The sequence below is a fragment of the Actinoplanes sp. NPDC023936 genome, from assembly GCF_040639325.1.
In the GTDB taxonomy this organism is placed as follows: Bacteria; Actinomycetota; Actinomycetes; order Mycobacteriales; family Micromonosporaceae; genus Actinoplanes.
This window is the reverse complement of sequence record NZ_JBEZZR010000002.1, coordinates 54,856-81,777: the sequence shown is the minus strand read 5'-3', so window position 1 is coordinate 81,777 and position 26,922 is coordinate 54,856. Positions and strand designations below refer to the sequence as shown.

The window sequence follows — 26,922 nt, the reverse complement described above, 5'->3', positions numbered from 1 at the left end:
AAGGCAGAGAGATGACTATTGGCTCCGAGAACCTCAGCAGCGGTTCGTCGACAGCGCAGGACCGGTTCAGCGGTGGTGTGAGCGCGTACCGGCAGAACCGGCGGGACGCGCTGACCGGCGATGCCGACGGGGAACTGTTGTCCCGTACCAGCTCGGGCTTGCCGACCCGCTCGCCCGGCCGCTCGCACAGCATCGAGCCGACCAGCGCGCTGGATCGCGCGGCCAAGCTTCCCTCCCTGGACCTGCAGGGTCTGACCGAGCCGGTCTTCTCCGCGAGCACCTGGGCGGATTCGTCCAGCCAGTCGATGGCTGATCACCCGCTGCTGCGCGGGCTGCTCCACGAACTGCCGACGCGCGGCTCGCTGCCGCCCTCCGACTGGCTGGACCGCTGGTTCGAAGCGGCCCGGTCCATCTTGGAGCTGCTTTACGTGCAGGAGGCGAAGCGGCAGTAAGGAGCCCGGCTGGCTCGCAGTGCGAGCACTGACGGCCAGCCGGTGGAAACTCAGCGGGCGCCGGCCGGGACGTGATTCCGGACCGCACCGGGGCGGTTCAGCTCACGGCGGCCCAGCGGCGCCATCACCAGCGGCGCGAAGCGGCTGTGCCGGAGCCCGGCCCGGATCCCGATCGCCACGACGGCGACCGCGACAACGGTGATGGCCATGCCGGCGGCGGCCGAGGCGCCCCCCGCAGGCACCTCGACGAGTCGCGCGGCGATCGGAATGCCGACCAGAGCGGCCACGCCGGTGATCTGCAGCGGCGCGGCGACCAGCGGATGTGCGGCGGCGGCCCGGAGGGCCGGAGGCACCGGCGCCAGCGGCGCGGTCGCGAAAGCGCCGGCTCCGCGCCGCACCCAGGCGAGGCGGCGCAGTGTCGCGGTCAGAACGATCAGAGCGGGTACGGCGGGAAGCAGCGCGGCAGTCGGCGCCGAGGAGATGCCCGGTACCAGTCCGGTGATGACGGGAACCGCGACGAACGCCGCGGAGCCGATGCCGACCAGTGCGGTGAGTAGTACGGCGCGGCGGCGCAGTTCGCTGGCCGTGCCGGCGGTGGGCAGCCCGTCGACCAGCAGTCCGGCGGCGAGCCAGACGGCGGCGAGGGTGCCGATCAGGATGATGTCCACAACGGTGTCCACATCGATAGCGTTCACCGATTCACGGCGTGCCGAAACCGGGATATGCCCGGAACGCACACCCGTAGGGGACGCTGGTACTACGCTGCGCACCGGGCCGGACACGCATCGTCCATGGCCCGGTGGGCAATGTGGACCTATCCCATCAATCTTCGAGTGATCCGCATCCCAGTGTCGGGTGCCGGACCCGCGATGATCAGACGGCGAACCCGTGGACCGGCTCGGTGGCCGGCGCAGGCGGCGTGGCCTTCCAGAGGCCGAGCTTCTGCGCGGCGAGCCGGCTCAGGTATTTCGGGTTCAGGATGATGTAGCGCTTCCACAGCCGCTTGGGCTCGAGGCCGAGGCGCCACAGCCACTCGAGGGCGTACTTCTGCATCCATGCGGGCGGGTTCTTCAGCAGGCCGGCGTGGTAGTCGAAGGCGGCGCCGACGGCGAGCAGCGGCATGTCGAGCAGCGGCCGCATCGCGTACGTGAAGACCTCCTGCCGCGGGCAGCCGAGCCCGACCAGGGTGATCCGCGCGCCGGACGCCTTGATCCGCTCGGCGATCTGCACCTCTTCACCCGGCTGCGCCGTCCGGAACTTGGAGGCCTCGACGCCGGCGATCTTCAGAGCCGGGAACATCGCCAGCAGGGCGGGGACGAGCCGGTCGAGCGTGGGCTGCGTCGACCCGTACAGATAAATCGGAAGGCCCTCGGCCGCGGCCCGCTCGACCACCTTGAGGGTGAGGGTGGGTCCGTAGACCCGATCGGTGAGCCCGGCGCCGTGCAGCGTGTTCAGCGCCCACCGAACCGGCTGCCCGTCCGGCGTAACAAGATCAAAGGAGTTGAGCCGCGCATTATGCGCCGGATCCTCGACCCCGGTCATCACCCCGTGCACGGCAAGAGCGGTGACCGCGAACCCCCGGTGCTCCCGGGCCGCCGCCACAATCTGCTCAGTGGCAGTCGCGTAATCGGTCACATCGACAAGCACGCCCAGCACATTGCGCTTGCCCCGAACAGTCCCGGTGACACTCACGACCCCACCCCAGACCTAAAACCCCAACAGTGGCGGCGAGCATAACGCCCACCCCCGACCCACCCTTAAGGGTCAAGAGGCATAACCCCGTACCGGAGGAAAAGATGCCCAGCCACCCACCCACCGCAAGGAAAACGCACCGTGGGGGGTTCGGGGGGGCTCGGCCCCCCCCGATGGAATGACGAGGGGCCGCGGTAGGCGCTTTCCGCCTACACACGGCCCCTGCAACTCGTGGGGATGGGGGGAGTTGAACCCCCACGTCCTTTCGGACACACGGACCTGAACCGTGCGCGTCTGCCATTCCGCCACATCCCCATGTGACTTGCCGCCAAGATCATATACATGACCTCGTTGGCCTGAAGCCGGCGGGTTGGGCCTGCTTCTTGTTACTGGCTGCGACAGACTACGCTGTCGCACGTCACCAAGCGAGTTGATATCGCCCCGCGACGCAGGAAACATTAGCACGACGTCGAGGGGCGTCATACGAGGGTCAGAAGTGCCGGCTGCTCTTGGGCTACGGATGCGCAAGCGGCCGCCGGATACCATCATGTCCTCGGAACCCGAGGAGGAGCCGGTGAGCGTGCTGCAGCGCTTTGAGAAGCGATTGGAAGGCCTTGTCGAGGGGGCCTTCGCGAAGGTGTTCAAGGGTGTCGTGCACCCTGTGGAGATCCTGAATGCCATGCAGCGGGAGGCCGAGGCACACAAGGCCATCCTCGCCGGTGGCCGCACCCTCGTGCCTAATCGCTATGTGATCGATCTGTCGCCCTACGACCACAGCCGGCTGGCGCCGTACGCCGCGGCTCTGGCGCAGGAGCTGGCGCAGTCCCAGGCCGAGTTCATCGGTGAGCAGGCCTGGACGGTGTACGGCGACGTGATCGTGGAGATCGAGCGGGGCGACGGACTGGACACGGGTATGTTCCGTGTCACCGCGGAGGTGTACACCGGCGGTGAGGTCGCGCCGGTGCAGCAGCCCGCGTACGACGCCGGCCCGCAGTACTCGCCCTACGACCAGCAGGGTGGCTACCCGCCGCACGGCGGCCACGGCGGCCCGCGCAGCGTCGGTCTGGTGTCCGGTGACGGCCGCACCTACCCGCTGCAGATGGGCTCGACCGTGATCGGTCGTGGCGACCAGGCGAACCTGCGCCTGCCGGACGTCGGCATCTCGCGGCGGCACGCCCGCCTCGACTACGACGGCAACCAGGTCGTGCTCACCGACCTCGGTTCGACGAACGGCACGATGGTGAACGGCCAGCGTGTCTCGGCCGTCGCGCTGAACCCGGGCGACATGATCCAGCTCGGGACGACCACGCTCACCTTCCGAGTGGACGGCTAGTCACCTTGCCCGAATTCGTACTTACCGTCGCCCGGTTCGGCTTCCTCGTCCTCTTGTGGATCTTCGTGTTCACAGTGGTCGGGGTGATCCGGCGGGACCTCTTCTCCGGTGCCCGGTCCAAGAGCATCGTCGCCAGCCCTCGGGGGGTGGGTGGCGCGGTGCTCCCGGGCCGGCCGGCAAAGGTGAAACGCGGTAAGGCGGCACGGCAACTCGTCGTGACCGCCGGCCAGCTGGCCGGCACGAGGATCACACTCGGTGAAGCGCCGATCACGATCGGACGTGCTGAGGATTCGACGCTCGTCATCACCGACGACTTCGCCTCCGCGCGACACGCCCGGTTGGTCCCCCGCGATGGCCAGTGGTTCGTCGAAGACCTCGGCTCGACCAACGGCACCTACCTAGATCGCGGTAAGGTCTCCGGGCCCACTCCAGTCCCCCTTGGCGTACCGATCCGGATCGGGCGCACTTCTCTCGAGTTACGGCCATGACCCTGACCCTGCGCTATGCCGCTCAGAGCGACCGCGGTCTGATCCGAGACCTCAACCAGGACTCCGTCTACGCCGGGCCGCGGCTTCTTGCTGTCGCCGACGGCATGGGCGGCATGGCCGCCGGTGACGTGGCGTCCAACATCGTCATCGCCGCGATGGCGCCTCTCGACGACGACGTCCCCGGGGACGCCATGGTCGACGCGCTGCGGCACGCCGTCGGCACTGCCAACCAGCAGTTGCGCGACACCGTGGACGCCAACCCTCAGCTCGAGGGCATGGGCACCACGCTGACCGCTGTCCTCTTCTCGGGCAGCAAGTTCGGCATGGTGCACATCGGTGACTCCCGGGCCTACCTCCTGCGGAACAACGAGTTCTCGCAGATCACCAAGGACGACACGTACGTCCAGATGCTCGTCGACGAGGGCCGGGTCAGTCCCGAGGAGGCGAGCAGCCACCCGCAGCGCTCCCTGCTCACCAGGGCGCTGGACGGCCGTGACATCGACCCCGAGTACTCGGTGCGCCAGGTGCTCAAGGGCGACCGGTACCTGATCTGCAGCGACGGCCTCTCCGGCGTGGTCAGTGCCGAGACCATCGGTCAGACCATGCGCGAGCTCGCCGACCCGAAAGCCTGTGTCGAGCGGCTGGTGCAGCTGGCCCTGCGCGGCGGCGGTCCGGACAACATCACCGTGGTGATCGCGGACGCGACCGACGCCGACATCATGGAGCAGGCCCCGATCGTCGGTGGCGCCGCGTCGATCGACCGGGGCAACACCACGGTCGCGGACAGCTCGACCTCGGCGGCCCGTGCCGCGGCGCTCAAACCGCCGCGCCCGGCCCAGCCCGAGCCGACCACGAGCAGTGGGTACGAGCCCGAGCCGGCCGGCCACCCGGTGCGGACCACGCTGATGGTCCTGCTGCTGCTCGGTGTGCTGGGCGGCGGTCTCTGGGCCGGCTGGCAGTACACCCAGGGGCAGTACTACGTCGGCGCGACCGAGGCCGGCCAGCTGGCGATCTTCCAGGGTGTGCCCGGCCAGATCGCGGGCGTTGACCTGTCCACCGTGAGCGAGACCAGCGCGGTTCGCCTCGACGACCTCACCCCGGTCGCCCAGGAGCGGGTCAGGGAGGGCATCCACGCGGGCAACCAGACCGAGGCCCGCAACACGCTCACCTCGCTGACCACCGACGATCCCACCAACTCGAACCTGAAGCCGGTCTGCGCCGTCGCCAGCACGGCGCCGGCCACCACGAGCTCGGTTGCTCCCGCGGTCGGGGGCAGCGCCAAGCCGTCGACCACTGCCACGGCTCCGGCCGCCGCGAGTGCCGGCGCGAGTGCCGCCGCGAGTGTCACTGTCACGGCTCCGGCCGCCGCCGCCACTCAACCGTCCGCAAGCACCCCGGCCGCCGCCGACCAGGTCGGCTGCCGGACCGTCAACTGAGCACGGCCTACACGTCTGGGGATTCATCTTTGACCGCGCCCGCCGTACCGGCTCCGCCGCCCGCCTCCACGGGCGAGATGTCGCGTATCCCGACGGGATGGAAGACACGCCGCAACGCCGAGCTCGGCCTCCTGGTGTTCGCCATGGCGATCGTCGCCGTCTTCGGCGCGACAGTGGAGGCCAACCAGTTCGACGAGATCCGGATGACGTCCTGGATCCCGGCGGCGCTGGTCGGCATCCTGTTCGTCGGGCTGCACGTGGTGGTTCGCTACACCGCGCCGTTCGCCGACCCGGTGCTGCTGCCGGCCGTCGCGTTGATCAACGGCATCGGCGTGGCCTTCCTCCGCCGACTCGACCTGGCTCGCGCGATCGCGCAGAAACAGCCTGAGCCGGGGATCTTCGCCGGCACCGGCGGACGCCAGCTGGCCTGGACCCTCGCGTCGCTGATCCTGGCGGCGGTGCTGCTCCTGGTGATCCGGGATCACAAGATCGTTTCCCGGTACGCGTACACGCTGGGCCTGGTCGGCATCGTGCTCGTGATGCTCCCGGCGGTGCTGCCGCCCAGCATCTCCGAGGTCAACGGCGCGCGGCTGTGGATCCGGTTCGGGTCGTTCTCGATCCAGCCCGGTGAGTTCGCGAAACTCGCCCTCGTCTCGTTCTTCGCGTACTACCTGGTTCGCAAACGAGAAGTGCTCTCGCTGGCCAGCCGGCGCTTCCTCGGCATCGACTTCCCGCGTGGTCGCGACCTCGGCCCGGTCGTCACGGTCTGGCTGCTGAGCCTCCTGGTCCTGGTCTTCGAGAAGGACCTCGGCACGGCGCTGCTGTACTTCGGGCTCTTCGTCGTCACGCTCTACGTCGCCACCGAGCGGGCCAGCTGGCTGATCATCGGTTTGCTGCTGTTCTTCGGCGGCGTCTATGTGGCGTACCTTCTGGGCGCGTCGGTCGGCGGTCCGTTCGCGAACTTCTACGACCGGGCCGAGGTCTGGCTGGACCCGTTCACGCTGGCGAACTACGAGCGGGAGAGCGGCAGCAGTTACCAGCTGGTGCAGGGCCTGCTCGGCCTCGGCACCGGCGGCCTGTTCGGCAGCGGGCCGGGCGCCGGCTCACCCGGCCTGGTGCCCGAGGTGCGCACCGACTTCATCTTCGCCGGCCTCGGTGAGGAGATCGGGCTGTTCGGCCTCGCCGCGCTGCTGGTGCTCTACCTGCTGATCGTCGAGCGTGGCCTGCGGGCCGCCCTGGCGGTGCGCGACTCCTTCGGCAAGCTGGTCGCCGGTGGCCTGGCCTTCACGCTCGGCCTGCAGGTCTTCGTGATCCTCGGTGGCATCACCGGCCTGATCCCGCTGACCGGTCAGACCACGCCGTTCCTCTCCGCCGGTGGCTCGTCGCTGATGGCGAACTGGTTGTTGATCGCGATGCTCTTGCGGATCTCGGACGCGGCCCGCCAGCCGGCCACCGGGGCCGGGCCGGAACGGCCCGGACCGAAGAAAGCACCCACCCAGCTCCACGGCGCCATGACGGAGGTGATCAAGCCGTGAACGCACCCCTGCGCCGCTCCGGCGTGGTCATCCTGGTTCTGTTCGGCCTGCTCTTTGCGAACCTCAACTGGGTTCAGTTCTACAAGGCCGACGAGTACCGCACCCACGAGTTCAACAGGCGGGTCACCGTCGCCGAGTACGAGACGCCGCGTGGCGTGATCGAGGCCGGCGGCCAGGCGCTCGCGCAGAACAAGTCGACCGACGACGAGCTGAAGTACCTGCGCACGTACCCCGAGGGGAAGATCTACGCGCCGGTGATCGGCTACAAGCCCGTGATCATCGGTGCGACCGGCATCGAGGCGAGCGAGAACGACTTCCTCTCCGGCGCCAGCGACAAGCTCTTCGCGGACCGGCTCAGCAGCATGTTCACCGGGGACAACCCCGGTGGCGGCAACGTGGTGCTGTCGCTGAACACGAAGGCGCAAGAGGTCGCCTGGAAGCAGATGACCGACAACCAGCGCGGCGTGACAAAGGGCGCGGCGGTCGCGATCGACCCCAGCACCGGCGCGATCCAGGCGATGGTCTCGATGCCGAGCTACGACCCTAACCCGCTGGTCAGCCATGACACGGAAGCTGCTGCCAAGGCGTACAACGAGCTGGTCAAGGACGAGGACGAGCCGCTGATCAACCGCGCGGTCGGCGCGACCCTGCCGCCCGGCTCGGTGTTCAAGGTGATCGTCTCGGCGGCCGCGCTGCAGAACGGCTACAAGACCTCCACCGAGATCGAGGCGGGCAGCGTCTACCGCGAGGGCGGCGCCACGATCCGCAACTCCGAGGATGAGGTCTGCCCCACCGGGCAGGTCACCCTCAAGGAGGCGCTGACCGAGAGCTGCAACACCGGTTTCGCCCGGCTCGGCGTGGAGCTCGGCGCCGACAAGGTGAAGGACACCGCGAAGGCGTTCGGCTTCGAGGACGACACCATCAAGGTCGGCGACCTGGACAGCAAGACCGGCCTCACTGTCGCGGCCAGCAAGACCGGCGACATCGCGAACCCGGACGGCACCACCGACACCGCGGCGCTGGCTCAGTCCTCGCTCGGCCAGCGCGACGTCCGGATGACCCCGCTGCAGGGCGCGCTGATGGCCGCCACGGTGGCGAACGGCGGCCGGCAGATGCGGCCGTACCTGGTGCAGAAACTGCTCGGCCCGGACCGCCGGACGATCTACACGGCGGAACCGGAGAAGCTGCGCGAGCCGATCTCCTCGGGCGTCGCCGACGATCTGCGCGACATGATGGTCAGCGTCGTCGAGAAGGGGACCGGAACCCGGGCCCAGATCGACGGCTTCACGGTCGGCGGCAAGACCGGTACGGCCCAGAACGCGGAGGGTGCCAACCCGCACGGGTGGTTCATCGGCTTCGCCTTCGACAAGAGTGGTAAGGCGGTCTCGGCGGTCTGCGTCATGCTGGAGAACGTGCCCGGTGGACACGCCAGCGCCGAGGCTGCCCGGATCGCCGGGCTCATCATGAAGGCCACGGCGGGCCGGGGAGGGGACTGAGATGATCCGCCCGGGGGTCACGCTCGGTGGGCGGTACCGCTTGGAGGAGCGGATCGCCGGCGGTGGCATGGGTGACGTCTGGCGTGGCACCGACGAGGTGCTGGGCCGGACCGTCGCGGTCAAGATCCTGCTGCCCGCCCTGCTGGACGAGCCGGGCTTCGCCGAGCGGTTCCGCGGTGAGGCGCGGACCATGGCCACGATCAACCACCCGGGCGTCGTCGACGTCTACGACTACGGCAGCGACCAGCAGCTCGCGTTCCTCGTCATGGAGTACGTCGAGGGCGACGCCCTCTCCCGGACGCTGAGCCGGGTGGGCCGGTTGACGCCGGCCCGGACCATGGCGCTCGTCGCGCAGGCCGCCGACGCGTTGCAGGCAGCGCACGCGAACGGCATCGTCCACCGCGACGTCAAACCCGGCAACCTTCTGGTACGGCCGAACGGCACCCTGGTTCTGACGGACTTCGGCATCGCACGCTCGGCCCTCGTCGGGCAGCTGACGGTGGCGGGCGCGGTGCTCGGCACGGCGTCCTACATCTCGCCGGAGCAGGCCGCCGGCGACGTCGCCACGCCGGCCTCCGACGTCTACGCGCTCGGCGTCGTCGCGTACCAGTGCCTCTCCGGGCACCGGCCGTTCGACGGCGCGACCCCGATCGAGATCGCCATGAAGCACGTCCGGGAGACGCCCCGGCCGCTGCCCGGCGACATCCCGCCCGCCGTGCGCGCCATTGTGGACCGCGCCATGGACAAGGACCCGTCCGGTCGCTGGCCGAGCGCCGCCGCGATGGCGTCGGTGGCCCGGCAGGCCGCCGCGTCGCTGACCAGCACGGTGCAGCCGCCGATCTCCTCCCCGCCGAACTCGGCGCCGCCGTACGCGCAGCCCCGGAACCCGGGGCCGCCGCAGTCCCGTCCCCAGTCCGGTGCGGCCGCACGCGCCTCGGTGCCGCGGCCGGTCTCCGGCGCTCGTGGCGCGGCCTCGGTGCCGACGTCACCGTCACCCCAGATGCACCAGGGGCCGATGCCGCCGCCGTACCGGCCGCAGTCCGGGCCGCCGGCCAACGCTTATCCACCTCCCGCCTCTCCGGCCGCGAAGCCGGAGAACACCTTCGGGCGCCAGGTCCTGGTCGTGCTGGCCGTGGTGCTCGCCCTGCTCGTTCTCCTCTGCGCCGGGGTCATCTCTTTCCTATTACGAGATGGCAACGGCAGCAGCGCCGTAGGCAGCACGCTGGGCTATCACAGCAGCTCTGCGGCTATCCTCCGCTCGGGCGTGGTTGCTGACCCAGTGTCGGTGGCGTCGTACCGTCTTATGAAGGCCGATGCCCAGCTCGGCCGGATCCGACTGAACGAAGGACAACAGACGTTATGACGGCGCAGGCCCGCCTGCTCGGTGGCAGGTATCAGGTCGGCGAGCTGCTTGGCTACGGCGGCATGGCAGAGGTGCACCGCGGACGCGACCTGCGCCTCGGCCGTGACGTGGCGATCAAGATGCTGCGCACCGACCTGGCCCGGGATGCCACGTTCCAGGAGCGGTTCCGGCGTGAGGCACAGAACTCGGCGGCTCTGAACCACCCAGCGATCGTCGCCGTCTACGACACGGGCGAGGAGACCTCCGCCGCCGGCGAGCGACTCCCGTTCATCGTGATGGAGTTCGTGAGCGGCCGGACCCTCAAGGAGGTTCTCGCCCAGGAGCAGCGTCTCCAGCCGCGGCGCGCGCTCGAGATCATCGCGGACATCTGCGCGGCTCTGGAGTTCAGCCACCGGCACGGGATCATCCACCGGGACATCAAGCCCGGCAACGTGATGATCACGCAGAACGGCCAGGTCAAGGTGATGGACTTCGGCATCGCCCGGGCGCTCGCGAGTGGCGCCACGACGATGACGCAGACCAGCGCGGTGATCGGCACGGCGCAGTACCTCTCGCCCGAGCAGGCCCGCGGCGAGTCCGTCGACGCCCGCTCCGATGTGTACGCGGCCGGCTGTGTCCTTTTCGAGCTGATCGTCGGGCACCCGCCGTTCGTCGGTGACAGCCCGGTCAGTGTGGCCTACCAGCACGTCCGGGAAGACCCGCGGCCGCCGAGCTCGATCGTCCGCGACCTGCCGCCGGACATCGACGCGATCACGCTGAAGGCGCTCGCCAAGAACCCGCTCAACCGGTACCAGTCCGCCCAGGAGATGCGCGCCGACGCGCTGCGTGCCGTCTCCGGCCGCCCGGTCATGGCCACCCCGGTGATGAGCCAGGCCGAGACCGTGGCGATGACCGCCGGCCCCCGTCAGTGGCAGCCGCAGGCCGCCACCACGATGCAGCGTCCGGTCCCGGCCGGGGTGGCGCCGCAGGGCAAGCCGGAGAACAAGTCGTCCTGGGTGATGGCCGTGCTGGCCGGGCTCAGTGTGCTGGTCGTGATCGTCCTAGGTGTCGCGCTCGCGATGAGCCGGGACCGCGAGAACACCGGTGACACACCGACGGTCGCCACCGTGACGATGCCTAACCTGGAGGGTCTCAGCGAGGCGGAGGCCCGCAAGGAGCTGGACCAGCAGGGCCTCAACAACCGGGTCGCGCAGGCCCCGACGACGAAGAAGGACTGCACCGGCACGGTGATCAAGCAGTCCCCGGACCCGAACACTCAGATCGAGGCCACCGCCGCGGTCAGCTACCAGCTGTGCAACGCGCCCGACGACGTCAAGGTGCCGACCGGGCTGGTCGGCGGCACGTCGAGCGCGGCCGAGGCCGCCCTGGTCGCCCAGGGCCTCAAGGTGGACATCCGTGAGGTCGCCAGCGAGAAGCCGAAGGGCCAGGTGCTCTCCGTGGAGCGTGCCGGCCGAGAGGTCGAGCCCGGCACCACGATCACCGTGAAGGTCTCCGACAACACCCAGACCCTCGTCCCGGAGGTGACGGGTGTGTCGCAGGAGGTCGCCAAGGACCGGCTCGAGCAGGCCGGCCTGAACGGCACCCAGGGCCCGATCATCCAGGTCGAGGGCGGCACTCCCGGCGACGTCGCGAAGCAGAGCCCGTCAGCCGGCAAGAAGGTCGACAAGGGCAGCAACGTCACCCTGACCATCGTTGCCGAGCCGCAGACGCAGGAGCCGAGCGCCGAGCCCTCCACCGGGGAGACTCCCCCCGGCGAGGGTGACGGCGAGGGCGAGGGCGGCGGCACCGAGCAGTAAGCAGCCACGAGAAGGCCGGTGTCCCGTGCGGGACACCGGCCTTCTCTGTGCGGCGGTCAGGTTTCTGTGTGCGGCGGTCAGGCGGTGGCGAACGCGGAGCGGCGGCGGGTCTCCACCTCGGCAGCCAGCGCCGGGGCCTTCTCCAGGGCGGATTCCAGGCCGCAGGAGGCCAGCCAGTTCGCGAGCATCGTGTGGCCGCCCTCGGTGAGCACCGACTCCGGGTGGAACTGCACGCCCTCGATCGGGAGCTCGCGGTGCCGCATCGCCATGACCACACCCGATTGGGTACGCCCGGTCACCTCGATCTCCGCCGGAAGCGTCTCCGGCAGGACGGCGAGGGAGTGGTACCGGGTCGCGGTGAACGGATCAGGCAGCCCGGCGAGCACGCCCGTCCCGGCGTGGTGCACCTCGGAGGTCTTGCCGTGCAGCAGTTCGGGCGCACGGGTCACCGTGGCGCCGAAAGCCGCACCGATCGCCTGGTGACCAAGGCAAACCCCGAACATCGGGATCTTTCCGGCGTACGCCTTGATCACGTCCATCATGATTCCGGCGCGTTCGGGCGACCCGGGACCGGGCGAGAGCAGCAGGCCGGCGGCGCCGGACTCGCCGACCTCGGCGATCGAGATCTCGTCGTTGCGCCGCACCTCGCACTCCGCCCCGAGCTGACCGAGGTACTGGACCAGGTTGAAGACGAACGAGTCGTAGTTGTCGATGACCAGGATGCGCAACTCATCACCTGCTGGGGCGTTCGCTGGGGTGGGGTTCGTTGGACTCGGTGCTGTAGGGCAGCTCGTCGGGGGCGCCCTCCTCGCCGGGGATGACCGTCTCCGAGTCGACCTGCGTGCCGGACTCGACCTGCACGTCGTCGAAGGGCAGCAGCGGCGTCGCCCACGGGAAGATCACGTACCAGAGCAGCGCACCGGTCGCCGCGACGAGTGCCAGCGAGAGGGCCAGCTTGCTCCAGACGGCACCCGGGAGCTTGCGCCAGATCCAGGCGTACATCTCCTCAGCTTGCCTTCATCTCGGCCGGCATTCCGGCGTCCGGCTGGGCCTGGTCACGGGGAACCTTGCTGGCCAGCTCGGCGTGCACGATGAGCCGCTCGTAGTTGTTGAACTTCGGGTTGCAGGTGGTGAGCGTCAGCAGGGCCTTGGACGGCTTCGCCTTCGGCTTGCCGGGGACCGCGGCGACGACCTCGACCTGGGTGGGCTTCACGATTTGGAGGTCGTAGACCTTGTAGACGTACCAGCTGTCGCGGGTCTCGACACCGATCACGTCACCGGTCTCCAGCTCGTCGAGCCGCCAGAAGATCTTCTTGATCCGGTGGCCGGCGACCGAGAAGTTGCCGATCTCGCCCGGCATCGCGGTCTCCGGGTAGTGGCCCGGCGCGTACTTGATGTCGTCCGGCTGGACGCCGTCGACGACCACCCACTCCTTGTCGAACTTCGGGATGTAGAGGCGTCCGACGAGGCTGTCACCCGGCGCGGCCGGGCCCTGCGGGGCGTCGGCGGTCGGCGCGACAGTCGGATCGGCCCAGGCCTGGTCGAGCTCCTGGGCCAGGTTGTCCTGCTCGGACTGCACCTTGGCCGAGTTGCCGAAGACTTGGTAACCGGCGAAGAGCAGCACGATCAGACCGAAAGTGATCATAACTTCGCCGGAGGTGCGGATGCCGGTCCGGATCCGCGAGCCGACGGTGGGCCGGGTCAGCTCGGAGTAGACGCTCTTGTAGCCCTCGTCGGTCTGCTCGGGCCGGAGCTTGACCACCCGCTCACCGCGCTTCGGCTTGGAGTCCTCGTCGTCGGCCGGCGACTCGGCGTCGTCCGGGCCGGCGGGCCGGACGGCCGGGGTGGCGCTGACCGAGGCCGCGCCGAGCGTCACGTCGGGCCCGGCCGCCTCGCGGGCGGCTTGCGCCGCCGCGCCCGGCGGGAGAACGGTCAGCTTGCCGGGCACCGGGGCGCCCGGAGGCAGCGTGGGCAGCATGCCGGTGGGCGCGTCGATGATCGGGATGACGGTGGTCGGGCTCGGGTCAAGGGTCGGGCCGACAGCGCCGTTCGCAGCCCAGGCGGGCGGTTCGTCCCGGTCCACGGCACCGAACGTCGTGGTCGCGTCAGCAGCCCCGGCAATCCGGCTCGCCGGACCGTGCGGCGTCGCGCCGGGCGGCAGCGCGCCGTGGGTGGCTGGGCTCAGCGGCGCCGCGGCGGGCGGCAGCGAACCGGGTTGCACCGGGCCGCGGGTGGCTGGGCTCAGCGGCGTCGGGCCGTGGGTGGCTGGACTTAGCGGCGCGGGTCCGTGGGTGAGCGGAATCGGCGACGTCGGCGGCTGGGGCGCGGGACCCTGGGCGCTGGGGAACTGCGGTGCCGCGGCGTGAGCCACTGCCGAGATCGGCGCCCCTGCGGCGTGACCCGCTGCGGGCCGGGGTGGTGTCGGAGCGTGGGCCGCAGGGAGGGGCGGAACCGGGGACTGCGGTGCCGGAGTCGCGGTCCAGCCGCTTGCTCCCTCGACCGGGCTGTCCGATTCTGCACGCCTCCGCCGGCCGCCGCGCCGGGTGGAACCGGAGACAGGCGACTGCGGCATCGGGGCCCACGCCGTGGTGGACTCCCCGCGGCCTTCGGGAAGCAGCGGCTGGGCAGGGGCCGCACCCGTGCTGATCCGAGCCGTGTCGCCCGGATCGGTCCGCGGCACCCAAGAGGGCTGCTCCGCGCCGGGAGAGGCGGATCGCGGGATGGTGGACGGCTCGGAGAATGCCGCCGCCGGGTGGATCGGGATGCCTGGCGGCTCGGAGAGCGCCGCCGGCGGGCGGATCGGGTCGGTGGGTGCCGGATCCGGCTCCGGGCGCACCGGGATGGCCGCGCGCCGCCGTGCGGCCGCCGCAGCGGCGCTCACCTCGTCCGGAGTCGGAAGATCAGCCGGAGCGGGGGCGCCCGCACTGCCACCAAGGCCACCGGAGGGCGGCAGGCCGCCGGAGGGCGCCAGGCCACCGGAAGGGGCAAGCCCGCCGGAGGGTGCCAGCCCACTGGACGGGGCCAGACCACCGGAAGGCGCTGGACCGCCGGCCGGGGCCGGGCGCGCTGGTGAAGCCGGGCGGGCTCCGACATTGGCTCCGAGGCCCACCGGAGGCGCCAGCGGGCCGCCGGGCACGCCGTCGTCCGAGGCGTCGGTCAGGCGTGGGATGTAGGCCGTCTGGCCCTCGTTGTCAGGGGCGCGGTGACGGCCCTTGCCGGACGGGGTCTCCGGGTAATCAGGGGGAACCATCACCGGGCAGCCTGCGCCGATCGGAGGTCGGTCGATCCGTCGTACGCCCGCACTGTCACGTTCTTCTCCACCTTTTCCGTGTAACCGAGCCCGAAGTCGGCGACGGCCTCGCGGAACTGCCTGACTCCTTCTGCCGAGTCCAACGCACGATCCATGGCTGTGGGTTCGCCAATCGCCGTGATCTTGAACGGTGGCGAGAAGACCTGGCCGTGAAGGAGCAGCGTATTGCCGACACAGCGTACCGCGCTCGTGGAGATGACGCGGACATCCATGATCGTCATAGCCTCCGCGCCACCTGCCCAGAGAGCGTTCACGACGGCCTGGACGTCACCCTGGTGGACCACCAGATCGTCGTTGTCGGGCGCGTTCTCGGCGAAGTCCGAACCGCGCCGCGGCGAGTCGTCGAGCGTGACGGTCAGGCCCGGTCCGCGTAGCTCCGTGAAGCCGGCCGGCTGGCGGATCGCGTCCGCGTTCTCGCTGGCGATCTTCACGGGCTGGTCGACCTCGGCGAGCCGGGCGGTCTCCTCGTCGACCTCGGCGAGGAGGGCGGCGGCCCGTTGCTCGCTGGCGGCCAGGCGATCCCGTTTCTCGGCGATCAGCTGGGTCAGTTGCGGCCTGCGGTCGTCCCGCAGTGCCGTACCGTCCGCGGTTGTCGCCGAGGTGGTGAAGAGCAGGCCCGCAGCCAGTGCGATGAGCGGGACCCCGGCGGACCAGATCGATTTTTTCGCGCCGCGCCGTGGCCGGAGGCCGCGCACGGCACGCCGCAGCACGAGCCTCCAGGAGGGCCCGCCGGTGCCGTCTTCGACGCCGCCGCCCGTCCGAAACACCACCCCAGACCCCCTCAGAACCGGCCGCCGGGTATTTTCCTCGCCCGGCGGGTGCCTGTCTGTGCGTCGCCTTGACTACGCTAGCTGTCGAACAGTATTCGCCACGGGCAGCATTCGGGACTTCCGGAGCCGCTCAGCGGTGGGTTGTTCACCACTTGTTGCCCTTCAGGAGAGCACCGTGCCGAAGTCTCAGGTTCGCAAGAAGAAGGTCTACACCCCGCCGACGGACATCCGGCCGGCGGCGGCTGCGGCGTCCAAGAAGCCAAGCCCCGCGTGGATTCCGGTCACCGCGGTGGCCCTGATCGTCATCGGCATCGCCTGGCTGGTCGTCTACTACCTCTCGTCGCAGCAGTGGCCGGTCGAGAGCTGGCGTTACTGGAACCTCGCCGTCGGCTTCGGCTGCATGGTGGGTTCGCTGGGACTCCTTTCTCGCTGGCGCTGATCACCGTCCGCTTCCTGCGGATACGTGAAAAACAGCCAAAGTGAGCGCACCCCCGGTCGACGTGGGGTGCGCTTTACCTTGACGGACTGGTGTGCGCCCGTCTATTACTCGTGGGTAACATAGGCGGACGGCTCCGCCGACCAAGGAGGCACAAACGAGATGGGCGTTCCACAGATAGTCGCCACCGTCCTGGCGGGGGCCATCACCGTGGTGGCCGTCTACCTCGCCGTGCGCGCCGTCATGACGATCACGGCCGTGATCCGCCAGGGCCAGCCGGCTCCGGAGCGGTTCGCCGATCCGAAGACGCGCACCAAGACGATGCTGACCGAGACCGTCGGTCACACCAGAATGCTGAAGTGGAGCGCGATCGGCGCCGCCCACTGGTTCGTGATGTTCTCGTTCGTCATCCTGTCGCTGCTGGTCCTCGAGGCGTACTTCGAGGTGGCGGCGCCGGAGATGGGCCTGCCGATCATCGGGCACTGGACGATCTTCGGTCTGGTCACCGAGTGGTTCGGGATCCTCGGCACGATCGGCATCCTCTACCTGATCTTCGTGCGCCAGCGCGAGAAGCCGGGGGCGAAGAAGCGCAGCCGGTTCCTCGGCTCGACCATGTGGCAGGCGTACTTCGTCGAGGCCGTCATCGTCGGGGTGCTGATCTTCGGCTTCCTGATCCGCGGCTTCAAGGTCGCCACCGACCACTTCGAGTACCCGTTGTGGGCCACCCCGGTCAGCCACGCCGTGGGCTCGGTCCTCCCGGCCTGGGAGGACGGCGCCACCTGGATGGCGCTCATCAAGATCTGCATCTCGATGACCTGGCTGATCACCATCTCGCTCAACCCGACGATGGGTGTGGCCTGGCACCGTTTCCTGGCGTTCTTCAACATCTACTTCAAGCGCAGCCCGGAGAAGCCGGCCGGTTCCGGTCTCGGCGCGCTGAAGCCGATGATGAGCGAGGGCAAGCCGCTCGACTTCGAGGAGGCCGACCCGGAGAAGGACCTGTTCGGCGTCAACCAGGTCGAGCAGTTCACCTGGAAGGGTCTGCTCGACTTCTCCACGTGCACCGAGTGCGGCCGCTGCCAGTCGCAGTGCCCGGCGTGGAACACGGCCAAGCCCCTCTCCCCGAAGCTCCTGGTTCTCAGCCTGCGCGATCACGCGTACGCGAAAGCGCCTTATCTTCTGGCCGGCGGCGGCAAGGACCTGATGGGTGAGGAGAAGGCGACCGAGGCGCAGCTCGCGCACATGGACGTCCTGGCTCTGGCCGAGGGCAACCGGCCGCTGATCGGCACCGCCGAGGACCAGGGTGTGATCGACCCGGACGTGCTCTGGTCGTGCACCACCTGCGGCGCCTGCGTCGAGCAGTGCCCGGTCGACATCGAGCACATCGACCACATCGTCGACATGCGCCGGTACCAGGTGCTGATCGAGTCCAGCTTCCCCAGCGAGGCCGGCGTCATGCTGCGCAACCTGGAGAACAAGGGCAATCCGTGGGGCGCCCCGCAGAACACCCGCGAGGACTGGACCAAGGGTCTGGACTTCGAGGTGCCGAGGGTCGGCGAGGTCGAGGACTTCGACTACCTGTTCTGGGTCGGCTGCGCCGGCGCGTTCGAGGACCGGGCCAAGAAGACCACCCGCGCGGTCGCGACGCTGCTCAACGAGGCCGGCGTCAAGTACGCCATCCTCGGCGAGGGGGAGACCTGCTCCGGTGATCCGGCTCGCCGGATCGGCAACGAGTTCATCTTCCAGATGCTCGCCCAGCAGAACGTCGAGACGCTGACCGAGGCGCTCGGCGAGAACACCACCAAGAAGATCGTGGCGACCTGCCCGCACTGCTTCAACACGCTGGGCAACGAGTACGAGCAGCTCGGCCTCAAGGTCGAGGTGGTGCACCACACCCAGCTGCTCGCGCACCTGGTCAAGGAAGGCAAGCTCACGCCGGTCCAGCCGATCGAGGGCGACGTCACCTACCACGACCCGTGCTACCTCGGCCGCCACAACCGGGTCTTCGACGCGCCCCGTGAGGTGCTCGGCGAGACCGGCAACCTGATCGAGATGCCGCGCAACTCCGAGCGGTCCTTCTGCTGCGGCGCCGGTGGCGCCCGGATGTGGATGGAGGAGCGGATCGGCAAGCGGATCAACGTGGAGCGCACCGAGGAGGCTCTCGCGACCGGCGCCAAGACGATCGCGGTGGGCTGCCCGTTCTGCTACACGATGATCGGCGACGGGGTGACCGGCAAGGGCAAGCAGGAAGAGGTCGAGGTCGTCGACGTCGCCACGGTCCTGCTGCGCTCGCTCAAGCAGGACGCCTGACGCGTCGATTTCCGTGAAACGGCCGCCCGCGACAGTGGGCGGCCGTTTTCCGTGGTCCTTGTCACGGCCACGGTTGGTCCCGGATGGCCCGGATCCGGCAGAATGATGGCCGAGGTGAAGCGATCATGGACGGCCTGTTCCTGAGCGCGGTGCTCCCGCTGGTGGCTTTCCTGCTGCTGACGGGTGGCAACGCGTTCTTCGTGGCCGCCGAGTTCGGGCTGGTCACGGTCGACCGGGCGGAGATCGAGCAGCGTGCCGCGGCCGGGGACCGCCGTGCGCGCAGGGTTCGGAACGCCCTGCACGGGCTCTCCTTCCAGCTCTCCGGCGCCCAGCTCGGGATCACGCTGACCGCGCTGCTCACCGGTTACCTGGCCGAGCCGGCGCTCTCCGAGCTCTTCACCCCGATCGTGGAGCCGCTGGCCGGGTCGGCGACCGGCACCGTGACGCACGTCTGCGCGCTCGTCGTGGCCACCCTCTTCTCGATGCTCTTCGGCGAGCTGGTGCCGAAGAACGCGGCGCTGGCCCGCCCGATGCGGCTCGCACTGCTCACCTCCGGGCCGCTGCACGGCTTCTCCGCGCTCTTCAAATGGCTGATCGCCGCGCTCAACGGGACCGCGAACTGGCTGGTCCGCCGCCTCGGCATCGAACCGCAGGAGGAACTGGCGAGCGCCCGCTCCCCGGAGGAGCTTGGCCTGCTCGCCGCGATCAGCGCCCGGGCCGGCGCGCTGCCCGACGAGACCGCGACGCTGCTGCGCCGGACCATCCGGTTCGGCGAGAAACGCGCGGCCAAGGCGATGACTCCGCGCGTCGACGTGGTCGGCCTGAAGACAACGGCCAGCATCGCCGACCTGATCACGGTGGCCCGGCAGACCGGGCACACCCGATTTCCGGTGTACGAGGACACGCTCGACGTGGTCACCGGAGTGGTCGGCGTGAACGAGGCGATCGGCGTCCCGCCCGAGCGCCGCGCCGCGATCAAGGTCTCCGCGCTCGCGAAGGAGCCGGTCTACGTGCCGGAGAGCCTCGGCCTGGACAAGGTCCTGGAGGCCCTGCGCGCCGCCGACGCGGACCTGGCGATCGTGGTGGACGAGTACGGCGGCACCGACGGCGTCGTGACGGTCGAGGATCTGATCGAGGAGCTGGTCGGTGAGATCGCCGACGAGTACGACACCGACCTCGACGAGACCGGCAGCCAGGAGCTGACCGCCCCCGGCGGCGAGAAGTCCTTCCTCGTCGACGGGCTGCTCCGCGAGGACGAGGTGCTGGAGCAGACCCGATTCCGCCTGCCCGAGGGGCCGTACGAGACTCTGGCCGGCTTCCTCCTGGCCCGCCTCGGACACATCCCGGTGGTCGGCGAGTCGCTGGAGGAGGACGGGTGGGAGTTCACCGTGATGGAGGTCGACCGGCACCGTATCGAGCAGGTGCGCGTCGTCGCGCCGCCGGAGCCGTCCGATGACTGAGCTGCTGTTCGTCGCGGTCCTGCTGATCGGCAACGGCCTCTTCGTGGGCGGCGAGTTCGCGCTCATCGCTTCCCGGCGCACCGCCCTGGAACCGCTCGCCGAGACGTCCAAGGCGGCCCGCTGGGCGCTCTCCGCGATGAGCCAGATCCCGCTGATGATCGCCGGCGCGCAGCTCGGCATCACCATCTGCACGCTGGTGCTGGGCGCGCTGGCCGAGCCGACCATCGCGCATCTGCTGGAGGGCCCGTTCGCGTCGGCCGGACTGCCGGACAACGCGGTGCACCCGGTCTCGTTCGTCGTCGCCCTGGTGATCGTCACGTTCCTGCACACGGTGATCGGCGAGATGGTGCCGAAGAACATCACCCTGGCCGGTCCGGAACGCTCGGCGCTCGTCCTGGGCCCGTTCATGCTGGCGTTCTGCACCGCCACGAAGCCACTGCTCAACGCGATGCGCTGGGCGTCCAAGCTGATCCTGAAGCTCTGGAAGATCGAGACGACGGACGCGGTCAAGACGGTCTTCACCGCCGAGGAACTGGCCGGCATGGTCACCCAGGCGCGCAGCGAGGGCCTGCTCGGCTCGGAACAGTACGCCCGGATCCACGCCGCGCTCGGCCTCAACAACCGCACCGCCGCCGACACGCTGCTGCCGTGGTCGCGGGTGACGACGGTGGCGGCCGACGTCTCACCGGCCACCCTGGAAGCGGTGGCGACCCGCAGCGGCCGTTCGCGGTTCCCGGTGGTCCAGCGCGACACCCGGCGGGTGCTCGGATTCGTGCACGTCAAGGACGTTCTGGGGTACACGGCCACGCAGCGCCGGCTGCCCGTCCCGGCGGAGGTGATCCGGCCGCTGGCGGTGGTCGCGCCGGAGCGTAGCCTCGCCGACCTGCTGCTGACCATGCGGCGGGACCGGTTGCACATCGTCCTGGTGAGCGACGGGCGGCGGCCGCTCGGCGTGATCACCCTGGACGACGTGCTGCACGCGGTGGTCGGCGAGCCGGCCGGCGCCGCGAGTGCGGCGGTCGTGACGGGTACGGCCGCGAAGGCCCGCTGATCGGGGGATTTCCGGCTGTTTCCCGGCTGGGTCGTCGGTAGATCGGTTGAACGCTTACGGGTGCAATCGCGCGCGCTCGGAGTTTCAGTAGGCAGCGCGCGGGCTAATCCGGACAATAGCCCCATGCATTACAAAAGACGGCGTGTCGTCCCGGTCGGCGCCCTGTCAGCCGGACTCGCTCTCGCCTGCACGCTCTTGTTGATCACACACCTTCCGGCGCAAGCCGACAAGAACATCGCAGGGAGATCACTCTCAGGAGGTGTTCTCGCCACCATTCAGACTGTTCCCGGCCCGGCCAGACCGGTGGCCGACCCCGGCCGGGTCGGTGTCGCTCCCGGCCCGCTGACCGTGGCGTACGGCTTCGACGACGGAGTCCGCCGTCCGATCGCGGACCGCAACGGACGGCACGTGCTGCGGCCGCTCGGGCAGAACGGGGGCACGCTCCGACTCGTACCCCAAGGTCGTGGTCTTGCCGTTGACTATCCGGAGCGGTGCACGCTCCCGCGCGAGCGCGACTGTCCCCGGGCCATCCTCGAAGGGTTCCGCGACGACACGCTGAACCCCGGCCGGCGCCCGGTGCGGTACGGCGCGTCGGTGCTGATGACCCACGCCGACCTGGCCGACGGCGCCAACGTGCTGCAGAAGGGGTACTCGGTCGGCGGGATCAGCCAGTTCAAACTGCAGGTCGACCACCGGCAGGGCCGCCCCAGCTGCGTGATCGCCGGCCAGTCCGCCCGGATCTACCGCGCCGAGCCGCTGCTGGACGTGGCCGACGGCACCTGGCACGCCCTGGAATGCCGCCGCACCCCCAACCGCCTGCTCATGATCGTGGACGGCATCCTGCGAGCGTGGGTCGCGATCCCCCCGCTGCTCACCATCGCCAACGCCGAGCCGCTCCGGGTCGGCGGCAAGGGCGCGGCCCCCGGCAACGACCAGTTCGCCGGCGCGATCGACAACGTCTTCGTCAGCATCACCGCCTGACCCTGAGTCCGTCCGGGGAGGTCTGGCCGTTGTCGCCAGACCTCCCCGCGGCACGTTGCGTTGCGCTCCCGCCCGTAAGAGACGAAAAGCCCTGACCGGTGGAGAACCAGCCAGGGCTTTCGTGCGTGGGTCAGCGGGTCTTCACCGCGGTGCTCGTCGCTCGGCCGTCGGTGTGGCCGGGGCGGCGGGCGATCACCGTGACGGTGAGCTTCTTGCCGCGCATCGAGGACTTCAGCCTGAGGCTCGAAGCGGTCGCTCCCTTGATCAGCTTTCCGTTCAGCCGCCACTCGTACCGGTAGGAGGTCGCCTTCGGTGACCAGGCGCCGACCGAGACCTTGACCTTCTTGCCAACCTTGGCGGTCCCGGTGATCTTGGGTTTCTTCGTCGCCTTCGGCGCCGCGCCCTTGGCGACCGTCACCGAGGAGACGGACTTGGCCACGCCGGCCGCGTGTCCGGTGCGCTTCGCGGTGACGGTCACGGTGAGGCGCTTCCCCAGCATCGAGGCGGGGATCGGGTACGCCGAGCCGGTCGCGCCCTTGATCGCGACTCCGTTCGCCGCCCACTGGTAAGCGTAGGAGTTCGGCGCCGGCGACCAGGTGCCGGTCGTGGCCCGGACCGTGGAGCCGACCGACAGGGTGCCGCTGATCGCCGGCGCCTTCGAGGCCTTCGGCGCAGCTCCCGCCCGGACCGCGGCCGAGGCCGCTGACTTCGCGACACCGGACAGGTGCCCGGCACGCTTGGCGGTGACGGTCACGGTGAGGCGCTTCCCCAGCATGGAGGCGGGGATGGGGTACGTCGAACCGGTGGCCCCGCTGATCGCCGCTCCGTCGGCCGCCCACTGGTAGGCGTAGGAGGTGGGCGCCGGCGACCAGTTCCCCGTGCTCGCCTTGACCGTCGAGCCGACCGCCACGGTGCCGGTGACGGCCGGCGCCGTGGTTCCGATCAGCACGTTGCCGACGGTGAGCGCCGGACCCTGCCGGTCGGCCGGGGTGGCGGTGAGCGTCCAGGTGAACGCGCCGTCGGCGACCGCCCGGCCGGCCGTGTCCTTGCCGTCCCAGGCTGCCTGGATCAGGCCGTGCGCGCTCGATCCGGTGATCGTGCGAAGGGTCGTCCCGGCAGTGTTCCGGATGGTGACCTGCCAGGAGGCGGCCGGCTTCGACAGCCACCAGGTCCCGGTCCAGTTCGCGGCGGCGGCGCTGACCGCCGAGTCGATGACGCCGAGGTTCGAGGCTGGGATGCCGGTCGGCACGATGTGCACGCGCTGCTGGTCGTCGGCGTAGGCCACGCCGCCGCCGAACCGGTCCACGGTCCAGCTGTCCCGCATGCCGCGGAACTGGGTGTACCCCGTTGCCCACGCGCCGAGCTCGGCGGCCGGTACCAGCACCCGGCGGGACATGCCGGCCCGCAGGTCGACGAGCCGCAGCCCGACGCCCTCGACCTCTTCCACCAGATATCCGTCGCCGAGCAGCACCTCACCGGTCGGAGCGCCGGTGCTGCGCTTGGTGACCCGGTCGTAGACGCCGGCCGTCAGCGGGCCGCCCCGGTCGTCCTCGCAGACCCAGTAGACCCACCGGCCGGTGGCCTGGAGGCGACCGGGCAGGCAGCCGTCCGGCGTCGTGAAGCTCTCCAGGACGGCGCCGTCGGGCAGCCGGGTGGCCTGCACCGTACCGGCCGTGTTGTTGCTGCTCCACAGCGTGGATCCGGACACGGCGGCGCCGGTCTGCGCGCGCTTGCTGAGTACGGTCCGGGTGCGGAAGTCGGTGATGTACTGCGCGCCGTTCTCCACGATCCCGTATCGGCCGGACACGTCGAGCAGCTCCGGCCGGCCGCTGCCGGTGCCGACGGTATGCCGCACATCGGCGCTGCCGTTGGCGAACATCGACGTCTGCTGCTTGAAGTCGCCGTTTGCGGGGCCGTGGAAACCGGCGCCGTCGGCGAACATCCGGAGGCAGCGGTCCTTGCCGGTGTGGCAGGTGGCCTCGTCGTAGGCCGACGTGATCACACTGTCCCGAGTGGACCGGACAACTGACGGCGTGGCCCCGTTGGAGATCCAAGAGCTGCGGAAGACACCTACGACAGCGCTCGGCTCGTAGATCGCGCTGTTCGTGGCCGTGGTGAGGATGCCGCTGCCGAGCGCCAGACCCTGGACCTCGGCCGGGGCCGGTTCCACCGCCGTCAGCCGGGTGCGGACGATCGTGCCGTCCTCGGCCTCGCGGATCCGGTAGATGCCCCAGTCCAGGTCACCCTGCTCGACGTACTTCGCGGCGCCGGCCACCAGCACCGACCCGTCCGGCGCCGGGACGATCTGGTCGGCTGCCGGACTCATGATCTCGGTGAGCCCCGGTTCGGTGAGCGCGAAGAGCGGCCTCCCGCGTCGTTGGTTGTCGCCGCCGTTGACCGGATCGACGGCGAGAACCGTCGAGCCGACGACTCCGAATCGGCTCTCGGAGCCGAACGCCCCGGCTTCGACCTCCCGGGGCGCGGCGCTCAGGTCGGCCCGGTCGTAGACGTCGAGCTTGGAGCGTCCCATGCGTAGCCGCAGCACCGAGTCGCCGGCCAGCTGGAATCCGCTGACCTCCCAGCCCTCGGCGCCGTCGAGCCGGTCCGGTAGCCGGGTGAACACCCCACTGGACAGGTCGACAATGCCCCACCGCTGCCAGCCGCCAGAGTCCTCCGGAGACGTGTACCGCAGGATCAGCGACCGCGCGTCACCGTCCGCAACGTCGACCCGGTCGGCATCCGCCGGAATCCCACTGACCACCGTCTCGACGACCTGCCCGCCGGCGAGCCGCCACAGGTGGTACGACGGCGGCGAGCCCTCCGCCCCGAACCGGCTGACAACTGTCTCGCCGAAAGTGCCCCGGTACACCTGCCCCGCAGGCAGCGTGATCTCGCCGGCTGGAGCAGCCTGACGGAGCAGGCTCACTCGCTGCGGGTCCACCCGCGACTGAACAGCCACCACATCGGAGCCGTTCCCGTACCCGGTAGCCGACCACCGATTGGTGAACCGGCCCTCATCGATGTCATACCGAAGGGGCTCAGTCAGGCGCTCCTCCAGAGCGCTCGTCACACCACTCGAATACGCGGTCCAGAGCAGCCGGTCATCCCCCTCTTGAACCCAGAGGAAGCCGGTCTCGCCGGCATTGAGAATCCGAACCGCGCGCGGCACAGCCCGAGCAGCGGCCGGAATAACCAGCTCCCCCGCCACGGCAACAGCCGTAGCGGCGGCGGCGGATGACCCCACTGGCAGAGACGGAACCGCGCCCAGCCCCGCGACGAGGCCGAGCGCAGCAGCAAAAGTAAGAGAAGAAAACGCAGAACGACGACGGCCGGCTGAGCCCAACCGATCCTCCCGAAGAGTGAAACGGCGCTGCCCAAGCGCGCGCCCGCGCACTCTAACAGCAAACAGAGCCCGATTGATCAACAGCCAAACCCACGGCCTCAGCGATGCCATGCCCCACAGCGCGACCAGGACCCCGGACGACAGGCAACAGCCCAAAACACCGAGAGACAGCCAATTCCGTACAAAAGAACGAAGCACCCCGCACCAAGCGCACCAAGCGCAGCAAGCGCAAGAGAAACGCACCGCGGGGTGAGGTTGAGGCGTGGCCCTCACCAAGCGCAAGAAAAACGCACCGCGGGGTCCGGGGGCTCGGCCCCCGGGCAAAATGGCGAGGAGGCCCAGTCCGCGCTTTCCGCGGACACAGGCCTCCTCCGACGAGCGGGTGACGGGAATCGAACCCGCACTGTCAGCTTGGGAAGCTGATGTTCTGCCATTGAACTACACCCGCAAGCGGCCCCACTGTACCTGATTATCCAAGTCCGTGGCGGAACCGCCCCGCTGTCAGCTCGCGACGGCCAGGGTGCGGCGTAACTTGCGGGGCGCCTGCCAGGTCTGGGCGAAGGCGGGGGCGAACGGCGTGGCGGCGAGGGGGAGCGCACCGGCCGGGCCGTGGTGGCGGAGCATGGCGGTCTCGACGGTGAGCTCGAAGAGGCGCCAGTCGACGTCGGGTGAGGCGTGCAGGGCGCCGGCCAGGTGGGCGATCGTGAGCGGGTCGCTGACCGGGATGGCCCGGCCGGTGAGGGCGGCCTCGTCGTCGTTGTCCTCGGGCGGGTAGGAGTGCAGCGCGTATCGCCCGTCGCGCTCCAGGTCGCGGCGTTTGGGTGAGTCGACTATGAAGCAGTAGAGCCCCTCGTCGGTGAAGACCGGTGAGACCGGGTGGACTCGCGGACCGCCGTCGGGGCGGACGGTCGCGAGGTAACCCATGCCGGGGCCGTACTGCTGCAGGAGCGCACGGATGCCGGCCGCGAGCATCGGCTCGGCGGCGGCGAAATCGGACCAGGAAGCCATGCCGGCATTCTATCGAACATATGTACGAGACATCCACCGAACACGCCGATACGGGCAGGTCGGTATGGTGTTGCGATGCTGCTCTCCGACCGTGACCTGGTCCTCGAGATCAAATCGGGCGACCTCTCGCTGGAGCCGTTCGAGCCCGCGCTCATGCAGCCATCCAGCATCGACGTGCGGCTGGACCGGTTCTTCCGGGTGTTCAACAACCATCTGTACACGCACATCGACCCGGCCGAGCAGCAGGACGAGTTGACCGCCGAGGTCGAGGTCGCCGACGGTCAGCCGTTCGTGTTGCATCCGGGTGAGTTCGTGCTGGCGTCCACCCTTGAGGTGATCAGTCTCGGTCACCAGCTAGCGGCACGGCTGGAGGGCAAGAGCAGCCTGGGCCGGCTCGGTCTGCTGACCCACTCGACGGCCGGGTTCATCGACCCGGGCTTCTCCGGGCACGTCACGCTGGAACTTTCCAATGTGGCGAACCTGCCGATCAAGCTCTGGCCAGGTATGAAGATCGGCCAGCTGTGCATCTTCCGGCTGTCGAGCCCGGCCGATCACCCGTACGGGTCCTCCGTCTACGGCTCCCGCTACCAGGGGCAGCGTGGCCCGACCGCGAGCCGGTCGGCGCTGAACTTCCGCACCTGGCCGACCGGCGGCTGAGGCCG

At 69.7% G+C, this 26,922-nt stretch carries 22 protein-coding genes and 2 tRNA genes; 14 read left to right on the top strand and 10 right to left on the bottom strand.

From position 1 onward, the window contains the following. The first annotated feature begins 11 nt into the window (after positions 1-11). Positions 12-452 (top strand): hypothetical protein, encoded by a 441-nt coding sequence (locus AB0F72_RS02680; protein ID WP_360424013.1) that lies wholly within the window; start codon positions 12-14, stop codon positions 450-452. A gap of 50 nt (positions 453-502) precedes the next feature. Here the strand turns inward: AB0F72_RS02680 and AB0F72_RS02675 are convergent, their stop codons facing one another. The 3 genes from AB0F72_RS02675 to AB0F72_RS02665 form a co-directional block, all read right to left on the bottom strand. Beyond that, the gene (locus tag AB0F72_RS02675) at positions 503-1,147 is read right to left on the bottom strand and encodes a hypothetical protein (protein ID WP_360424010.1); all 645 of its coding nucleotides are present in this window, start codon (positions 1,145-1,147) and stop codon (positions 503-505) included. A gap of 178 nt (positions 1,148-1,325) precedes the next feature. Beyond that, the gene (locus tag AB0F72_RS02670; RefSeq protein ID WP_360424006.1) at positions 1,326-2,144 is read right to left on the bottom strand and encodes a WecB/TagA/CpsF family glycosyltransferase; all 819 of its coding nucleotides are present in this window, start codon (positions 2,142-2,144) and stop codon (positions 1,326-1,328) included. A 232-nt stretch (positions 2,145-2,376) separates the two neighbouring features. After that, positions 2,377-2,459 (bottom strand) — tRNA-Leu (locus AB0F72_RS02665). Positions 2,460-2,691: 232 nt separating this feature from the next. Here AB0F72_RS02665 and AB0F72_RS02660 point away from each other — a divergent pair. From AB0F72_RS02660 to pknB, 7 genes are all read left to right on the top strand, one after another. Further along, positions 2,692-3,477 (top strand): DUF3662 and FHA domain-containing protein, encoded by a 786-nt coding sequence (locus AB0F72_RS02660; protein WP_014440161.1) that lies wholly within the window; start codon positions 2,692-2,694, stop codon positions 3,475-3,477. A 5-nt stretch (positions 3,478-3,482) separates the two neighbouring features. Further along, positions 3,483-3,965 carry an FHA domain-containing protein gene (locus tag AB0F72_RS02655; RefSeq protein WP_014440162.1) on the top strand — a complete coding sequence of 161 codons (483 nt, stop codon included), beginning with the start codon at positions 3,483-3,485 and terminating at the stop codon, positions 3,963-3,965. Continuing rightward, complete coding sequence (locus AB0F72_RS02650; protein ID WP_360424002.1) at positions 3,962-5,401, top strand: PP2C family serine/threonine-protein phosphatase; 1,440 nt, start codon at positions 3,962-3,964, stop codon at positions 5,399-5,401. The genes AB0F72_RS02655 and AB0F72_RS02650 overlap by 4 nt, the downstream gene beginning before the upstream one ends. 77 nt (positions 5,402-5,478) lie before the next feature. Continuing rightward, entirely contained in the window at positions 5,479-6,936 is a 1,458-nt protein-coding gene (locus AB0F72_RS02645) for an FtsW/RodA/SpoVE family cell cycle protein (protein ID WP_360423999.1), read from the top strand. Continuing rightward, a complete protein-coding gene (locus AB0F72_RS02640) occupies positions 6,933-8,432 on the top strand; it encodes a penicillin-binding protein 2 (RefSeq protein WP_360423996.1) in 1,500 nt (499 codons plus the stop codon). The genes AB0F72_RS02645 and AB0F72_RS02640 overlap by 4 nt, the downstream gene beginning before the upstream one ends. Before the next feature lies 1 nt (position 8,433). Further along, entirely contained in the window at positions 8,434-9,795 is a 1,362-nt protein-coding gene (locus AB0F72_RS02635) for a protein kinase (RefSeq protein ID WP_360423993.1), read from the top strand. After that, the gene (pknB, locus tag AB0F72_RS02630) at positions 9,792-11,591 is read left to right on the top strand and encodes a Stk1 family PASTA domain-containing Ser/Thr kinase (RefSeq protein ID WP_360423990.1); all 1,800 of its coding nucleotides are present in this window, start codon (positions 9,792-9,794) and stop codon (positions 11,589-11,591) included. The genes AB0F72_RS02635 and pknB overlap by 4 nt, the downstream gene beginning before the upstream one ends. A 77-nt stretch (positions 11,592-11,668) precedes the next feature. On the opposite strand, the gene AB0F72_RS02625 is transcribed toward pknB, so the two are convergent. The 4 genes from AB0F72_RS02625 to AB0F72_RS02610 form a co-directional block, all read right to left on the bottom strand. Then, complete coding sequence (locus tag AB0F72_RS02625) at positions 11,669-12,319, bottom strand: aminodeoxychorismate/anthranilate synthase component II (protein WP_360423987.1); 651 nt, start codon at positions 12,317-12,319, stop codon at positions 11,669-11,671. A gap of 4 nt (positions 12,320-12,323) precedes the next feature. Then, positions 12,324-12,593: a hypothetical protein gene (locus tag AB0F72_RS02620; protein ID WP_360423984.1), complete on the bottom strand. Its 270-nt coding sequence runs from the start codon at positions 12,591-12,593 to the stop codon at positions 12,324-12,326. Positions 12,594-12,597: 4 nt separating this feature from the next. Continuing rightward, positions 12,598-13,812: a class E sortase gene (locus tag AB0F72_RS02615; protein WP_360423982.1), complete on the bottom strand. Its 1,215-nt coding sequence runs from the start codon at positions 13,810-13,812 to the stop codon at positions 12,598-12,600. A gap of 1,028 nt (positions 13,813-14,840) precedes the next feature. After that, positions 14,841-15,671 carry a DUF881 domain-containing protein gene (locus AB0F72_RS02610; protein ID WP_360423979.1) on the bottom strand — a complete coding sequence of 277 codons (831 nt, stop codon included), beginning with the start codon at positions 15,669-15,671 and terminating at the stop codon, positions 14,841-14,843. A 175-nt stretch (positions 15,672-15,846) separates the two neighbouring features. Between AB0F72_RS02610 and AB0F72_RS02605 the strand changes: the two genes are divergently transcribed. The 5 genes from AB0F72_RS02605 (at position 15,847) to AB0F72_RS02585 (ending at position 21,909) form a co-directional block, all read left to right on the top strand. Then, entirely contained in the window at positions 15,847-16,110 is a 264-nt protein-coding gene (locus AB0F72_RS02605; RefSeq protein WP_360423976.1) for a cell division protein CrgA, read from the top strand. Between the two features lie 159 nt (positions 16,111-16,269). Continuing rightward, complete coding sequence (locus AB0F72_RS02600) at positions 16,270-18,417, top strand: (Fe-S)-binding protein (RefSeq protein WP_360423973.1); 2,148 nt, start codon at positions 16,270-16,272, stop codon at positions 18,415-18,417. A gap of 125 nt (positions 18,418-18,542) precedes the next feature. Then, positions 18,543-19,877, top strand: a complete 1,335-nt coding sequence (locus AB0F72_RS02595) for a hemolysin family protein (protein ID WP_360423970.1) — start codon at positions 18,543-18,545, stop codon at positions 19,875-19,877. After that, positions 19,870-20,928: a hemolysin family protein gene (locus AB0F72_RS02590; RefSeq protein ID WP_360423967.1), complete on the top strand. Its 1,059-nt coding sequence runs from the start codon at positions 19,870-19,872 to the stop codon at positions 20,926-20,928. The genes AB0F72_RS02595 and AB0F72_RS02590 overlap by 8 nt, the downstream gene beginning before the upstream one ends. A 303-nt stretch (positions 20,929-21,231) precedes the next feature. Beyond that, entirely contained in the window at positions 21,232-21,909 is a 678-nt protein-coding gene (locus tag AB0F72_RS02585; RefSeq protein WP_360423964.1) for a LamG domain-containing protein, read from the top strand. A gap of 130 nt (positions 21,910-22,039) precedes the next feature. Here the strand turns inward: AB0F72_RS02585 and AB0F72_RS02580 are convergent, their stop codons facing one another. From AB0F72_RS02580 to AB0F72_RS02570, 3 genes are all read right to left on the bottom strand, one after another. Continuing rightward, positions 22,040-24,835, bottom strand: coding sequence for a FlgD immunoglobulin-like domain containing protein (locus AB0F72_RS02580; RefSeq protein ID WP_360423961.1), 2,796 nt, complete (start codon positions 24,833-24,835; stop codon positions 22,040-22,042). Positions 24,836-25,629: 794 nt separating this feature from the next. Next, positions 25,630-25,700: transfer RNA gene (locus tag AB0F72_RS02575), tRNA-Gly, on the bottom strand. A gap of 53 nt (positions 25,701-25,753) precedes the next feature. Next, positions 25,754-26,260 (bottom strand): pyridoxamine 5'-phosphate oxidase family protein, encoded by a 507-nt coding sequence (locus AB0F72_RS02570; protein ID WP_360423958.1) that lies wholly within the window; start codon positions 26,258-26,260, stop codon positions 25,754-25,756. 75 nt (positions 26,261-26,335) lie between these two features. Here AB0F72_RS02570 and dcd point away from each other — a divergent pair, with 75 nt between their 5' ends. Further along, positions 26,336-26,917: a dCTP deaminase gene (gene dcd / locus AB0F72_RS02565; RefSeq protein WP_360423955.1), complete on the top strand. Its 582-nt coding sequence runs from the start codon at positions 26,336-26,338 to the stop codon at positions 26,915-26,917. Positions 26,918-26,922: the final 5 nt, after the last annotated feature.

What these genes read in the sequence shown, in the direction of transcription:
- AB0F72_RS02620 (WP_360423984.1), bottom strand. Translation starts at nt 12,593, where the DNA reads ATGTACGCCTGGATCTGGCGCAAGCTCCCGGGTGCCGTCTGGAGCAAG.
- AB0F72_RS02680 (WP_360424013.1), top strand. Translation starts at nt 12, where the DNA reads ATGACTATTGGCTCCGAGAACCTCAGCAGCGGTTCGTCGACAGCGCAG.
- AB0F72_RS02645 (WP_360423999.1), top strand. Translation starts at nt 5,479, where the DNA reads ATGTCGCGTATCCCGACGGGATGGAAGACACGCCGCAACGCCGAGCTC.
- pknB (WP_360423990.1), top strand. Translation starts at nt 9,792, where the DNA reads ATGACGGCGCAGGCCCGCCTGCTCGGTGGCAGGTATCAGGTCGGCGAG.
- AB0F72_RS02590 (WP_360423967.1), top strand. Translation starts at nt 19,870, where the DNA reads ATGACTGAGCTGCTGTTCGTCGCGGTCCTGCTGATCGGCAACGGCCTC.
- AB0F72_RS02635 (WP_360423993.1), top strand. Translation starts at nt 8,434, where the DNA reads ATGATCCGCCCGGGGGTCACGCTCGGTGGGCGGTACCGCTTGGAGGAG.
- AB0F72_RS02600 (WP_360423973.1), top strand. Translation starts at nt 16,270, where the DNA reads ATGGGCGTTCCACAGATAGTCGCCACCGTCCTGGCGGGGGCCATCACC.
- AB0F72_RS02660 (WP_014440161.1), top strand. Translation starts at nt 2,692, where the DNA reads ATGTCCTCGGAACCCGAGGAGGAGCCGGTGAGCGTGCTGCAGCGCTTT.
- AB0F72_RS02595 (WP_360423970.1), top strand. Translation starts at nt 18,543, where the DNA reads ATGGACGGCCTGTTCCTGAGCGCGGTGCTCCCGCTGGTGGCTTTCCTG.
- AB0F72_RS02570 (WP_360423958.1), bottom strand. Translation starts at nt 26,260, where the DNA reads ATGGCTTCCTGGTCCGATTTCGCCGCCGCCGAGCCGATGCTCGCGGCC.
- dcd (WP_360423955.1), top strand. Translation starts at nt 26,336, where the DNA reads ATGCTGCTCTCCGACCGTGACCTGGTCCTCGAGATCAAATCGGGCGAC.
- AB0F72_RS02650 (WP_360424002.1), top strand. Translation starts at nt 3,962, where the DNA reads ATGACCCTGACCCTGCGCTATGCCGCTCAGAGCGACCGCGGTCTGATC.